Consider the following 13,665-nt stretch of genomic DNA (forward strand, 5'->3'; position numbering starts at 1 on the left):
AATGAATACATCTCCTTTATGTATTATCTTTCCTATAGGAAGAAAGCAAGTATTGTTCCTATCCATTCTTTGCCTCTATTAATGAGAGAATTCGGACTAACATCTTTCAAGGAAAGTAATGACGCATTTTCTAGATCTTCGTGGAATTTATTTTTTACTGTTTGTATAAAATGTTCATCATATAAAAGGCAGTTGATTTCATGGTTAATATATAAACTTCTCATATCAAAGTTTGCAGTTCCGATATCACAGATATAGTCATCAACTATAATAACTTTAGCGTGAAAAAAACCTTGTTGAAATGCGTAAATATTACAGCCAGCTTGTATTAACTTTCGGCAATATGGGAATTTTGCTTCTCGAACAAGGGGGTGATCCGCTTTTTCTGGAACGAGAATCGTGATTTGAACCCCGCGTTTTCGTGCTTCTAATAATGCGTTCATAATTTTTCTTCCAGGAATGAAATAGGGTGTACCGATAAAGAGTTCCTTTTTTGCACCTTCAATTAAATGTAAAAAAGTATGTTGTAAATAGGCACCATCAGTTGGAATAAATTGATGTTCGATAGTACCGGGTTGCTGTTTCGGAAAATAAAGAGAAGCGTCCAATAAATTTTGGTTTGTATCATCAAACCAGTCATGTAAAAATTGCTTTTGTAAATCTTGTACTCCTTCGCCTGTAAGACGTAAATGATAGTCCCTCCATAATCCTAACCGCTCATTATGTCCCAAATACTCTTCACCAATATTAAATCCCCCAATGTAACCAATTTTCCCGTCGATAACTGTAATTTTTCTATGGTTTCTTTGATTTGCAGAAAAGAAAGGAAAAGGAAACTTTACTTTGTGACAAAATGAAAAAGAGACACCATGTTTTTGCAGGGAGCGAACGGCCTCGTTTGATAAATGATGGCTTCCAAATCTATCGAGTAAAAGTCTTACTTCAATTCCTTCCTTTGCCTTATCAATAAGTAACTTTAAAAATTCTCGGCTGATTTTATCGTTTTTTACAATGAAAAACAAAACATGCACATGGTGTTTCGCCTGTTTTATATCAGTAAATAGAGTGTCATACAAATCTTTTCCGTATGTATAAAGGTGAAAATCACTTTGACGTAAAGGGAAAGAACGAGAACGGACACGCCTTAAATGAACAATTCTCCCATAAGAAAGATCGATTACAATCCAGAGAGCAATACCTATTAATAAGAGAGGTAAGAAGAACATGAGTAAATTCCCTCCTTCACGGTCTTTTCACCATTTGTTTTTTATAAATCAAACATTCATTTTATCCGGTTATTTGTGGGCTAATAATTAGTAGGGAGTAAGTAACTTCTAATGATTAAAGTTTCACTTTATAGTTTCACCGAAATAAACAGCTTTATTAAAAAATATGTTGTTGTATAACAAAAAACTGTTGACTGAATGCTCACTCATTATATAATGAAGGTAGGGGATAAAATTCAGAAAATTATATGTTTTTGAAGATTCTAAAAAAGAAAGAGGGCTTACAAAGAGAGGGGTAGCATAAAAATGAATAGCTTACTGATCATGAATTGGCTGGCTGCCATTGCTGTTATTGCTTATGCGGGATATTTGTTTGTGTATCTTATACGAACGAGGATGGCCTACATACAGTTAGGAAAAAAGATTGAATTTGACCGTCGTTTTAAAGAGCGTTGGGATCTCCTTAAGGTCAATGTTTTCGGTCAGAAAAAGCTGCTGAAAGATAAAAAGAGCGGCATTATTCACGTTATGTTCTTTTACGGATTTATTCTTGTCCAATTTGGAGCAATTGACTTCGTTTGGAAAGGACTCGCACCAGGATCACATCTTCCACTTGGACCACTATACCCTGCATTTACATTCTTCCAGGAAATTGTCACACTTGTTATTTTAATTGCAGTCTTTTGGGCTTTTCATCGACGTTATGTTGAGAAGCTAGTTCGTTTAAAACGTAATTTCAAATCAGGACTTGTTCTTATCTTTATCGGTGGCTTAATGATTTCTGTGCTACTCGGTAATGGGATGGGAATTATATGGCATGGCGAGGAGCTTTCATGGAGTGAGCCAATCGCTTCTGCAATCGCTTACGTTTTCTCAGGGATAAATGAAACCGTAGCCATTTCTGTGTTCTATTTCTCTTGGTGGGTGCATTTACTAATTTTGTTAACATTTTTAGTTTATGTTCCACAATCGAAACACGCGCATTTAATTGCGGGACCAGCTAACGTTTTCTTCGGCCGCCTTTCAAATCCAGGGAAACTTGAAAAGATTGACTTTGAAGATGAAACACAAGAAACATTTGGTGTTGGTAAAATCGAAGATTTTAGACAAAATCAGCTTATTGACTTATACGCTTGCGTAGAGTGTGGTCGTTGTACAAATATGTGTCCGGCAACAGGAACAGGTAAAATGTTATCGCCGATGGATTTAATTTTAAAACTTCGCGATCATTTAACTGATAAAGGAGCTGCAGTGACATCAAAAGCACCGTGGGTTCCAGTAGTTGCTTTTAATAATACACAAGGAAATCAGTTAGCGATGATGGCAGCTGGGAAAGGACAACAAGAATCTGCAGCTACAACACTCGCTTACGATCCGAGTTTAATCGGAGATGTTATTACAGAAGAAGAGATTTGGGCTTGTACAACGTGTCGTAACTGTGAGGATCAGTGTCCGGTTATGAATGAGCACGTTGATAAAATTATTGATTTACGCCGCTATCTCGTTTTAACAGAAGGAAAGATGGATGCGGAAGCGCAACGTGCGATGACAAACATCGAGCGTCAAGGGAATCCGTGGGGTCTAAACCGTAAAGAGCGTGAAACTTGGCGCCAAGGTGATGATGAAGTAACGGTTCCAACTGTAAAAGAAAAATCGAAAGCTGGCGAGGAGTTCGAATATTTATTCTGGGTTGGTTCAATGGGATCATATGATAATCGTAGTCAGAAGATTGTGATATCGTTTGCGAAGTTGATGAACGAAGCAGGCATTTCATTTGCGATACTCGGTAATAAGGAAAAGAACTCTGGAGATACACCGCGCCGCCTTGGAAATGAATTTGTCTTCCAAGAGATGGCGACAAAAAATATCGAGGAATTTGAAAAAGCAGGAGTGAAGAAAATCGTTACGATTGACCCTCATGCTTATAACACATTTAAAAATGAGTATCCGGACTTTGGCTTGCAAGCAGAAGTCTATCATCATACAGAACTGTTAGCTCAGTGGGTGAAAGAAGGGCGCTTAAAACCGGTTCATGCTATTGAGGAAACAGTTACGTACCATGATTCCTGCTACTTAGGAAGATACAACGAAGTATACGAAGCCCCGCGTGACATTTTGAAAGCGATTCCTGGTGTGAATCTTGTAGAAATGGCACGTAACCGTGAAACGGGAATGTGCTGTGGAGCAGGTGGTGGCTTAATGTGGATGGAGGAAACAACAGGTTCACGCATTAACGTTGCTCGTACAGAACAAGCATTAGCTGTACAGCCATCCATTATCGGTACAGGATGTCCGTATTGCTTAACGATGATTAGTGATGGGACGAAAGCGAAAGAAGTTGAAGAGAAAGTTCAAACTCTCGATGTAACAGAGATTTTAGAACGCTCAGTGATTGGACAGAAGAAAGAAGCAATCTAGTTTGTAGGAATGCATACAACTTTAGAAAGAGGTGCAATGATTGCACCTCTTCTCAACGTAGGAACACCGAGCGCCCGCTCAGTGATAAAAGGAAATGGGGGAAAGAGGAATGAGTAAAACAGTTATTTTAAGTGCAGCAAGAACACCGGTTGGGAAATTTGGAGGATCTTTAAAAGATGTAAAAGCAACAGAACTTGGAGGGATTGCAATTAAAGCGGCGCTTGAAAGAGCAAATGTTTCTGCTAGTGATGTTGAGGAAGTTATATTCGGAACGGTTATTCAAGGTGGGCAAGGGCAAATTCCATCGCGCCAAGCGGCGAGGGCTGCTGGAATCCCTTGGGAAGTGCAGACGGAAACAGTGAATAAAGTTTGTGCATCTGGGCTTCGTGCGGTTACGTTAGCGGATCAAATTATTCGTACTGGCGATCAATCATTGATTGTAGCTGGTGGTATGGAGTCGATGAGTAACAGCCCTTACATTTTACGAGGAGCAAGATGGGGATACAGAATGGGCAACAACGAAGTCGTTGATTTAAACATTGCTGACGGTTTAACATGCGCATTTTCAGGTATACACATGGGTGTTTATGGCGGAGAAGTTGCGAAGGAAGATGGAATTTCTCGCGAAGCGCAAGATGAATGGGCATATCGTAGCCACCAGCGTGCGGTTTCAGCACATAATGAAGGACGTTTTGAAGAGGAAATCGTGCCAGTAACGATTCCGCAAAGAAAAGGCGATCCTATTGTCGTTGCAAAGGATGAGGCGCCACGCGCGGATACAACAATTGAAAAGTTAGCAAAATTAAAACCTGTATTTGATAAAACAGCGACAGTGACAGCTGGTAATGCACCAGGCTTAAACGATGGTGGTGCTGCACTTGTATTAATGAGCGAAGACAGAGCGAAGCAAGAAGGAAGAAAGCCGTTAGCGACAATTTTGGCACATACAGCAATTGCAGTGGAGTCTAAAGATTTCCCGAGAACGCCAGGTTATGCAATTAACGCATTGCTTGAAAAAACAGGCAAGACAATTGAAGACATTGATTTATTCGAGATTAATGAAGCATTTGCAGCAGTAGCAATTGCAAGTACAGAGATTGCGGGAATTGACCCAGAAAAATTGAATGTAAATGGCGGCGCAGTGGCGATGGGGCATCCGATTGGAGCAAGCGGAGCGCGCATTATCGTTACACTAATCCATGCACTGAAGCAACGCGGCGGCGGAATTGGAATTGCTTCGATTTGTAGCGGTGGTGGTCAAGGTGATGCAGTGATGATTGAAGTTCACTAATTAAGATTAGACGGTATATAGTTTATTGAAAATTAAGGGGGAAGAAGAAATGAGTGTACAAAAAATTGTTGTAATTGGTGCAGGACAAATGGGATCAGGAATCGCGCAAGTATGTGCAATGGCAGGATATGACGTGAAGGTACAAGATTTAAAACAAGAGCAATTAGATAGAGGATTGGCGATCATTACGAAAAACTTAGCACGCCAAGTAGAAAAGGGGCGCATGAAGGAAGAAGAAAAGGAAGCGACATTAAACCGTCTTGCAGTAACGCTTGATTTAGATTGTGTGAAGGAAGCGGATCTTATTATCGAAGCAGCTGTCGAGAAAATGGATATTAAAAAGAAAATCTTTGCAAATTTAGATGAAATTGCTCCAGAACACGCAATTTTAGCGACAAATACGTCATCTTTGCCAATTACAGAAATTGCCGCGGTAACGAAACGTCCGGAAAAAGTAATCGGTATGCACTTTATGAATCCGGTTCCGGTTATGAAACTTGTTGAAATTATTCGTGGTTTGGCTACAGATGATGCGGTATACGAAACAATTGAGGATATTACGAAGAAAATTGGCAAAGTACCAGTTGAAGTAAATGATTTCCCAGGATTTGTATCGAACCGTATTTTATTACCGATGATTAACGAAGCAATCTATGCGTTATATGAAGGTGTAGCGACGAAAGAAGCAATTGATGAAGTAATGAAACTTGGTATGAATCACCCGATGGGTCCTCTAACGCTCGCTGATTTTATCGGTTTAGACACGTGTTTATACATTATGGAAGTGTTGCATGAAGGTTTAGGTGATAGTAAATATCGCCCATGTCCATTGCTACGTAAGTACGTAAATGCAGGATGGTTAGGACGTAAAACAGGTCGTGGTTTCTACGTTTACGAATAAATCCCCCTTTGTTACAAAATAGTGGTCTTACCAAATTGTTAAAAGGTTATATAGCAAATGGAGGCGGAGTATATGAACTTTCGTTTTAATGAAGAGCAGCAAATGATGAGGAAAATGGTTCGAGATTTTGCACAGAAGGAAATTGCTCCCTTTGTTCCTAGTATGGAACAAGGGGTGTTCCCAAAAGAGATTTTGCAGAAGATGGGTGAGCTTGGATTAATGGGAATTCCAGCGCCTGCAAAATACGGTGGTGCAGAAATGGATTTTATTTCTTACATTTTAGCAATTGAAGAAATTTCAAAGGTAAGCGCAACAGTTGGTGTAATTTTAGCTGTACATACGTCAGTTGGAATGAACCCGATTTTATATTTCGGAACAGAAGAACAGAAAGAGAAATACGTTTCTAAACTTGCGACTGGTGAATATTTAGGTGCATTTGCATTAACAGAACCAAATGCAGGATCGGATGCAGGAAGTTTGAAATCAAGAGCTGTGAAGAAAGGCGATCATTACATTATTAATGGATCGAAGGTGTTCATTACAAATGGTGGTGAAGCAAGTACATATATTGTATTCGCTTCTACAAATCCAGAGGCAGGAAAGAGTGGGATTTCTGCATTCATAGTAGAGAAAGATACACCAGGCTTAATTATCGGTAAAGATGAGCATAAAATGGGACTGCTCGGTTCTCGCACTGTACAACTTACGTTCGAGGATATGAAGGTACCGGCTGAGAATTTACTTGGTGAAGAAGGACAAGGATTTAAGGTAGCGATGGCGAATTTAGATGTTGGACGAATTGGAATTGGGGCGCAAGCATTAGGTATTGCTGAAGCGGCGCTTGCATGTGCGATTGATTATGCGAAAGAACGTGAGCAATTCGGAAAGCCAATTGCGGCGCAGCAAGGGATTGGCTTCAAACTTGCAGATATGGCAACTAGCGTAGAAGCGGCGCGATTACTCGTATATAGGGCGGCATCGCTAAGAGCGCAAGGATTACCATGTGGTAAAGAAGCATCTATTGCGAAATTATTCGCTTCTAAAACGGCTGTTGAAGTTGCGATTGAAGCAGTGCAAGTATTTGGTGGCTACGGTTATACGAAAGATTATCCAGTAGAAAGATTTTTCCGTGATGCGAAAATCACGCAAATATATGAAGGAACGAGTGAAATACAGAAACTTGTTATTAGCCGGGCTTTATAAAAGCACAAGGGGGAGACGGGCATGCATTTTAAACTATCAGAAGAACATGAAATGATAAGAAAAATGGTTCGGGACTTTGCTAAGAACGAAGTAGCACCGACAGCAGCTGAACGTGATGAAGAAGAGAGGTTTGATCGTGCGCTATTTGATCAAATGGCAGAGCTTGGTTTAACCGGAATTCCGTGGCCTGAAGAATACGGCGGAATTGGAAGCGATTACTTGGCGTATGTAATTGCTATTGAAGAATTATCACGCGTATGTGCTTCTACAGGTGTAACATTGTCTGCACATACTTCACTTGCTGGTTGGCCAATTTTTAAATTTGGAACAGAAGAGCAAAAGCAAACATTTTTACGACCGATGGCTGAAGGAAAGAAAATTGGTGCGTACGGCTTAACGGAGCCAGGGTCTGGATCGGATGCTGGTGGAATGAAGACGATCGCCAAAAGAGATGGAGACCATTATGTATTAAATGGATCAAAAATATTTATCACTAATGGTGGTATTGCTGATATTTATGTTGTTTTCGCATTAACTGATCCTGAATCGAAGCAGCGTGGCACGAGTGCATTTATAGTGGAAAGTGATACACCAGGATTTTCAGTTGGGAAGAAGGAGAGTAAATTAGGGATTCGCTCTTCACCAACAACTGAAATTATGTTCGAAGATTGCCGTATTCCTGTAGAGAATTTACTAGGGGAAGAAGGACAAGGGTTTAAGATAGCGATGCAAACATTAGATGGTGGCCGTAACGGTATTGCGGCGCAAGCGGTTGGTATTGCACAAGGGGCTTTAGATGCTTCTGTAGAATATGCAAGAGAGCGTCATCAGTTTGGGAAGCCGATTGCGGCGCAGCAAGGGATTGGCTTTAAACTTGCAGATATGGCAACGGATGTGGAGGCGGCGCGTCTTCTAACATATCAAGCAGCTTGGCTGGAATCGGAAGGGCTTCCGTATGGGAAAGAGTCAGCGATGTCAAAAGTATTTGCAGGTGATGCAGCGATGAAGGTGACGACGGAAGCGGTACAAGTATTTGGTGGTTACGGTTATACGAAAGATTATCCAGTAGAGCGATACATGCGAGATGCAAAGATTACACAGATATATGAAGGAACACAAGAGATTCAAAGGCTCGTAATTTCTCGTATGTTAACGAAGTAGGATCAAAGGCGTAGGTATTTTCCTACGCTTTTTCCTTCCAAAAAATAATAGAGAGGTGAAGGGGATGGTTAAACATAATGTGCATGCATCAGTGAAAGATGAAAAATTAGTCGCGTTAAGGCGTGAACAAATGATTAAAGGTGCAGTGCAACTGTTTAAACAAAAAGGATTTCCGCGTACAACAACGAGAGAGATTGCAAAGGCAGCTGGATTTAGTATTGGAACGCTTTATGAATACATTCGTACAAAAGATGATGTTTTGTATTTAGTTTGTGATAGTATTTATGAACATGTAAAAGAAAGATTAGAGGAAGTAGTTTGTACGGAAAAAGGAAGTGTAGAAAGTTTAAAGATAGCAATAACGAATTATTTTAAAGTGATGGACGAATTGCAGGAAGAAGTATTAATAATGTATCAAGAGGTACGCTTTTTACCGAAAGAATCACTCCCATACGTATTAGAAAAGGAGTTTCAAATGGTAGGAATGTTTGAGAATATTTTGGAACAGTGTACGGAAAACGGAACATTTACATTAAATAAAAAAGAAATACAGCTTCTTGCGCATAATATTTTTATACAGGGACAGATGTGGGGATTTCGACGTTGGGCGCTGCAAAAGCTATATACGCTCGAAGAATATACAGACATGCAAATTAGGTATGTATTGCAAGGGGCTCATATGCTTCCGAAATAAGGAATGGACAAATTATAAATTTATTACCTTATAAAAGTTTCCCGTTTTTTTTTGTAGCATATTTGTGCGACTTTTGTTTATAATGAATAGTATGGATTTTTTTAAGCAGGCCGTTATATATAAGGTTATATTTGATGAAAGGAAGTGCCGCATAAGTGGATTTTAAGCAATATTCACCAGAAGAGCTAAAAGAATGTTCAATGATTGAAGTTGTACATAGCGTTTTAGGGGATAAAAAACAAGCAACGACATTCAACGAGTTGGTTCAAGAAATCGCTCAAGTGCTGGGACTATCTCAAGAGCAAGTTAATGCGAAAATCGCACAATTTTATACAGACTTAAACATCGATGGACGTTTCATTAATTTAGGAGAAAATCGTTGGGGGCTACGCAGCTGGTACCCATACGAGCAAATTGATGAAGAAATCTTGCCTCAACCAAAACCGAAGAAGAAACGTAAAGTTGAAGAAGACGGTTTTGACGACTACATTGAAGAAGATGAAGATGACTTTGATGATGTAGACGGAAATGAAGACGAAGATGATGATGTAGAAGATTTGGACAAGGTTCTTGAAGACGAAGACGGAGACGACGATGATCTTGATGATTTAGATGAAGATGAAGATGACTTCGCTGAAGAAGAACTTGAGTATGATGAAACTGAAGAAGAAGAGGAAGAACTGTAGTTCTTGACTTTTCATTATCGTCCATGTAGAATCATTTTTGGGCTCTTTAAAAAAGGACGATAATACTTTTAAAGTGTAAATATAAAAGAAAATTGCTCCCTACTTATTACTTTATGTGATGAGGGGAGCAATTTTCTTTTTTGTTTTTTGTTTAGAAAATAAAAAGAGTCTAACAATAAGATGGATACAGTGTTATCTACATACGTTGCGCTTTGCAACGGTGATTATATAACAGCAAAATAGAAGGGAGCTTTTTCATGACTAAGTATATTTTTGTAACAGGCGGTGTAGTATCGTCTCTAGGAAAAGGTATTACAGCAGCATCTCTTGGAAGACTTTTAAAAAATCGTGGTTTAAACGTAACAATTCAAAAGTTTGATCCATACATTAACGTAGACCCAGGGACTATGAGCCCATACCAACACGGTGAGGTATTCGTAACAGATGATGGTGCAGAAACAGACTTAGACCTTGGTCACTATGAGCGTTTCATCGACATCAACTTAAACAAATACAGCAACGTAACAACAGGTAAAATTTACTCTTCAGTTCTTCAAAAAGAGCGTCGTGGTGAATACCTAGGAGGAACAGTTCAAGTTATTCCTCACATTACTAACGAAATTAAAGAGCGCGTATACCGTTCTGGTCGCGAAACAAACGCGGACGTTGTTATTACAGAAATCGGTGGAACTGTTGGTGACATCGAGTCTCTACCATTCTTAGAAGCAATCCGTCAAATTAAGAGCGACATCGGTCGTGACAATGTAATGTACATTCACTGTACGTTAATCCCGTACTTAAAAGCAGCGGGTGAAATGAAAACAAAACCAACGCAACATAGCGTTAAAGAGCTTCGCAGTTTAGGTATTCAACCAAATATTATCGTTGTTCGTACAGAAATGCCTGTTTCTCAAGATATGAAAGACAAGCTTGCATTATTCTGTGACATTGATACAAAAGCAGTTATTGAAGCACGCGATGCAGATACTTTATATGCAGTTCCATTATCTCTTCAAGAGCAAAATATGGACCAAATCGTTTGCGATCACTTAAAATTAGACAATCCAGCTGCAGATATGACAGAGTGGACTGCGCTAGTTGAAAAAGTGCGTAACCTTTCTAAGAAAACAAAAATCGCTCTTGTTGGTAAATACGTAGAGCTTCAAGATGCATACATTTCTGTTGTAGAAGCACTTCGTCATGCGGGTTACTCTTTCGACACAGATGTAGAAGTGAAATGGGTAAATGCTGAGCACGTAACAGCAGAGAACGTACAAGAATTAGTAGGAGACACAGATGGTATCCTTGTACCAGGTGGCTTCGGTGATCGTGGTGTAGAAGGTAAAATCGTTGCAATTCAATATGCTCGTGAAAACAAAGTTCCATTCCTAGGAATTTGCTTAGGTATGCAACTTGCATCAATCGAATTCGCACGTAACGTATTAGGATTAGAAGGAGCTAACTCTTCTGAAATCAATCCTGACACACCTTATGCAATCATCGACTTATTACCAGAACAAAAAGATGTAGAAGACTTAGGTGGTACACTTCGTCTTGGTCTATACCCATGTAAGCTTGCTGAAGAAACAAATGCTTACAACGCGTACAATGAGCCGGTTGTATATGAGCGTCATCGTCATCGTTATGAGTTCAACAATCAATTCCGTCCGGATATGGAAAAAGCAGGATTTGTATTCTCTGGTACAAGCCCAGACGGCCGTTTAGTTGAAATCGTTGAATTAAAAGATCACCCTTGGTTCGTAGCAGCACAGTTCCACCCAGAACTTGTTTCTCGTCCAAACCGTCCACAACCATTGTTCCATGACTTCGTAAGAGCGTCTATTACGAATAAAGAGAGCAAGTAATAAAAAAGCGCCTGAAATAGGGCGCTTTTTTTAATATTCATTTAACATTTCATCGATTGTAAATTTGATTCCGTGATATGCAAATAAAGCTATCATTAAGCTTGGGAATCCGTAGCGATTACCTTCATCGTCTGGAATAAGCCCTTTTAACAGTTTTGTATCAATATGTACATCTGTATATTGTTCTAGTGATTCATTGCCTTCTTGAATAGCAGAAATGCCGACAATAGAGTGTCCATCTGCTTGAAGTTTTTTTGCTATTGCTACAACTTCTTCATCTGTTGAAAAACGGCTAATAAGAAGTACACGATCTGCAGAAGTTACTTCTACTTCCTTACCATTTTCAAATAATCGTTTTGCTTGCTTCATTGGTTCAGTACCGAATAGCGCTTCAGCAACAACTCCCTCCATTTCATTTGTACCATGTAAATAAATGAAACCTTCGCCAACTAATGCTTGAGCAAGTAGACGGGCGCTATCTTCTATATTCATTTCCTCTTTTTGAGAAACTCTGGAGAAATAACCGCTTAATTGGGTTGAAAAAATTTTTAACATAATGTTACTCCCTTCGTACGTGTTTACCGGCTTTCATTATAGTTTATTTTTTTAGAAAGGTGAAATCGAAGGTGGCATAACAAAATAGGAAACGGTAAAATAAGAAAGAAATAGGAAGGAATTTGGTAAAGAATAGCGAAAATTAATCGTTAAGATATAAGAAGCTTTAAATCTTGTACTTACACAGAAAGGTTGGGAGTTATGGAAGGGAAAATTTTAATCGTTGATGATCAATATGGCATTCGTGTGTTATTACATGAAGTGTTCCAAAAAGAAGGTTATCAGACATTCCAAGCAGCGAATGGATTTCAAGCTTTAGATATCGTGAAAAAAGATAATCCAGATTTAGTTGTGTTAGATATGAAAATTCCAGGTATGGATGGTATAGAGATTTTAAAGCATGTAAAAGAAATTGACGAGAGTATTAAAGTGATTTTAATGACTGCTTACGGAGAGCTTGATATGATCCAAGAAGCAAAAGATTTAGGTGCTTTAATGCATTTTGCTAAACCATTTGATATTGATGAAATTCGTCAAGCGGTGAGAAATGAGCTCGCTGTAGAGGCTTAAAAATGAATTTTTTATAAAAAATATGGAAAAAAGCGTTTACATGGACTATTGTGCAGGTGAATACGGTTGAGTTTTTGAGTACAAGTTGTTATCCTATTGAGTGTAGAAAAAAGTCCGGTATGTAGATATACATATTTTACCTTATTCTGGTCATACTACCAGCGATAAGAACTTATCGGATACAAAAAACGTTTTTTAGGAGGATTCACCATGCCTTTAGTTTCTATGAAAGAAATGCTAAACAAAGCACTAGAAGGAAAATACGCAGTTGGTCAATTCAACATGAACAACTTAGAGTGGACTCAAGCTATCTTAGCTGCTGCGGAAGAAGAAAAATCTCCTGTAATCCTAGGTGTATCTGAGGGTGCAGCTCGTCATATGACTGGTTTCAAAACAGTTGTAGCTATGGTTAAAGCTTTAATCGAAGAAATGAACATCACTGTTCCTGTAGCGATTCACCTTGACCATGGTTCAAGCTTCGAAAAATGTAAAGAAGCAATCGATGCAGGTTTCACATCTGTAATGATCGACGCTTCTCACCACCCATTCGAAGAAAACGTAGAAACTACTAAAAAAGTAGTAGAATACGCACACGCTCGTAACGTATCTGTTGAAGCTGAGCTTGGAACAGTTGGCGGACAAGAAGACGACGTAATCGCTGAAGGCGTAATTTACGCTGACCCAGCTGAGTGTAAGCACCTTGTTGAAGCAACAGGTATCGATTGCCTAGCTCCAGCTTTAGGTTCTGTACACGGTCCTTACAAAGGTGAGCCTAACTTAGGATTCGCTGAAATGGAACAAGTTCGTGACTTCACTGGCGTACCTTTAGTATTACACGGTGGTACTGGTATCCCAACTGCTGATATCGAAAAAGCTATCTCTTTAGGTACTTCAAAAATCAACGTAAACACTGAGAACCAAATTGAGTTTACAAAAGCTGTTCGTGAAGTATTAAACAAAGACCAAGAAGTTTACGATCCTCGTAAATTTATCGGACCTGGCCGCGACGCTATCAAAGCAACTGTTATTGGTAAAATTCGCGAATTCGGTTCTAACGGTAAAGCGTAAGAATAAAATTCCGTTTTGGAAACCGTC

General features: G+C 39.2%; 11 protein-coding genes and 1 pseudogene. 10 read left to right on the forward strand and 2 right to left on the reverse strand.

Features of this window, described 5'->3' with window-relative positions; translation table 11 throughout:
• Positions 1-32 precede the first annotated feature (32 nt).
• Positions 33-1,226, reverse strand: a complete 1,194-nt coding sequence (gene cls, locus QCI73_RS00810) for a cardiolipin synthase (RefSeq protein ID WP_353822352.1) — start codon at positions 1,224-1,226, stop codon at positions 33-35.
• Between the two features lie 306 nt (positions 1,227-1,532).
• On the opposite strand from cls, the gene QCI73_RS00815 reads away from it, so the two are divergent.
• From QCI73_RS00815 to pyrG, 8 genes and pseudogenes are all read left to right on the forward strand, one after another.
• Positions 1,533-3,644: a (Fe-S)-binding protein gene (locus QCI73_RS00815; protein ID WP_353822353.1), complete on the forward strand. Its 2,112-nt coding sequence runs from the start codon at positions 1,533-1,535 to the stop codon at positions 3,642-3,644.
• Between the two features lie 9 nt (positions 3,645-3,653).
• Positions 3,654-4,935, forward strand: a pseudogene (locus QCI73_RS00820) (acetyl-CoA C-acetyltransferase).
• A 49-nt stretch (positions 4,936-4,984) separates the two neighbouring features.
• Entirely contained in the window at positions 4,985-5,836 is an 852-nt protein-coding gene (locus tag QCI73_RS00825) for a 3-hydroxybutyryl-CoA dehydrogenase (RefSeq protein ID WP_353822354.1), read from the forward strand.
• 72 nt (positions 5,837-5,908) lie between these two features.
• On the forward strand, positions 5,909-7,039 hold the full coding sequence (locus tag QCI73_RS00830; RefSeq protein WP_001011168.1) for an acyl-CoA dehydrogenase: 1,131 nt from the start codon (positions 5,909-5,911) through the stop codon (positions 7,037-7,039).
• Positions 7,040-7,060: 21 nt separating this feature from the next.
• Complete coding sequence (acdA, locus tag QCI73_RS00835; RefSeq protein WP_000545533.1) at positions 7,061-8,200, forward strand: acyl-CoA dehydrogenase AcdA; 1,140 nt, start codon at positions 7,061-7,063, stop codon at positions 8,198-8,200.
• A gap of 64 nt (positions 8,201-8,264) precedes the next feature.
• Positions 8,265-8,894, forward strand: coding sequence for a TetR/AcrR family transcriptional regulator (locus QCI73_RS00840; RefSeq protein WP_000238604.1), 630 nt, complete (start codon positions 8,265-8,267; stop codon positions 8,892-8,894).
• A 155-nt stretch (positions 8,895-9,049) separates the two neighbouring features.
• Entirely contained in the window at positions 9,050-9,580 is a 531-nt protein-coding gene (gene rpoE, locus QCI73_RS00845; protein WP_353822355.1) for a DNA-directed RNA polymerase subunit delta, read from the forward strand.
• A gap of 257 nt (positions 9,581-9,837) precedes the next feature.
• Complete coding sequence (gene pyrG, locus QCI73_RS00850) at positions 9,838-11,445, forward strand: CTP synthase (RefSeq protein ID WP_000170453.1); 1,608 nt, start codon at positions 9,838-9,840, stop codon at positions 11,443-11,445.
• Between the two features lie 30 nt (positions 11,446-11,475).
• On the opposite strand, the gene QCI73_RS00855 is transcribed toward pyrG, so the two are convergent.
• Complete coding sequence (locus QCI73_RS00855) at positions 11,476-12,000, reverse strand: DUF2529 domain-containing protein (protein ID WP_000912424.1); 525 nt, start codon at positions 11,998-12,000, stop codon at positions 11,476-11,478.
• Positions 12,001-12,201: 201 nt separating this feature from the next.
• On the opposite strand from QCI73_RS00855, the gene spo0F reads away from it, so the two are divergent.
• Positions 12,202-12,570 carry a sporulation initiation phosphotransferase Spo0F gene (gene spo0F, locus QCI73_RS00860; RefSeq protein WP_000398594.1) on the forward strand — a complete coding sequence of 123 codons (369 nt, stop codon included), beginning with the start codon at positions 12,202-12,204 and terminating at the stop codon, positions 12,568-12,570.
• Positions 12,571-12,780: 210 nt separating this feature from the next.
• Complete coding sequence (locus tag QCI73_RS00865; RefSeq protein WP_001131850.1) at positions 12,781-13,638, forward strand: class II fructose-bisphosphate aldolase; 858 nt, start codon at positions 12,781-12,783, stop codon at positions 13,636-13,638.
• The last annotated feature ends 27 nt before the right edge of the window (positions 13,639-13,665 follow it).

The sequence above is a fragment of the Bacillus cereus group sp. MG16 genome, from assembly GCF_040459875.1.
GTDB lineage: Bacteria > Bacillota > Bacilli > Bacillales > Bacillaceae_G > Bacillus_A > Bacillus_A paranthracis.

Bases quoted from the DNA above. Each gene is read 5' to 3' on its own strand.
- pyrG (WP_000170453.1), top strand. From the start codon at position 9,838: ATGACTAAGTATATTTTTGTAACAGGCGGTGTAGTATCGTCTCTAGGA.
- QCI73_RS00815 (WP_353822353.1), top strand. From the start codon at position 1,533: ATGAATAGCTTACTGATCATGAATTGGCTGGCTGCCATTGCTGTTATT.
- QCI73_RS00840 (WP_000238604.1), top strand. From the start codon at position 8,265: ATGGTTAAACATAATGTGCATGCATCAGTGAAAGATGAAAAATTAGTC.
- cls (WP_353822352.1), bottom strand. From the start codon at position 1,226: ATGTTCTTCTTACCTCTCTTATTAATAGGTATTGCTCTCTGGATTGTA.
- QCI73_RS00865 (WP_001131850.1), top strand. From the start codon at position 12,781: ATGCCTTTAGTTTCTATGAAAGAAATGCTAAACAAAGCACTAGAAGGA.
- QCI73_RS00830 (WP_001011168.1), top strand. From the start codon at position 5,909: ATGAACTTTCGTTTTAATGAAGAGCAGCAAATGATGAGGAAAATGGTT.
- spo0F (WP_000398594.1), top strand. From the start codon at position 12,202: ATGGAAGGGAAAATTTTAATCGTTGATGATCAATATGGCATTCGTGTG.
- acdA (WP_000545533.1), top strand. From the start codon at position 7,061: ATGCATTTTAAACTATCAGAAGAACATGAAATGATAAGAAAAATGGTT.
- QCI73_RS00825 (WP_353822354.1), top strand. From the start codon at position 4,985: ATGAGTGTACAAAAAATTGTTGTAATTGGTGCAGGACAAATGGGATCA.
- QCI73_RS00855 (WP_000912424.1), bottom strand. From the start codon at position 12,000: ATGTTAAAAATTTTTTCAACCCAATTAAGCGGTTATTTCTCCAGAGTT.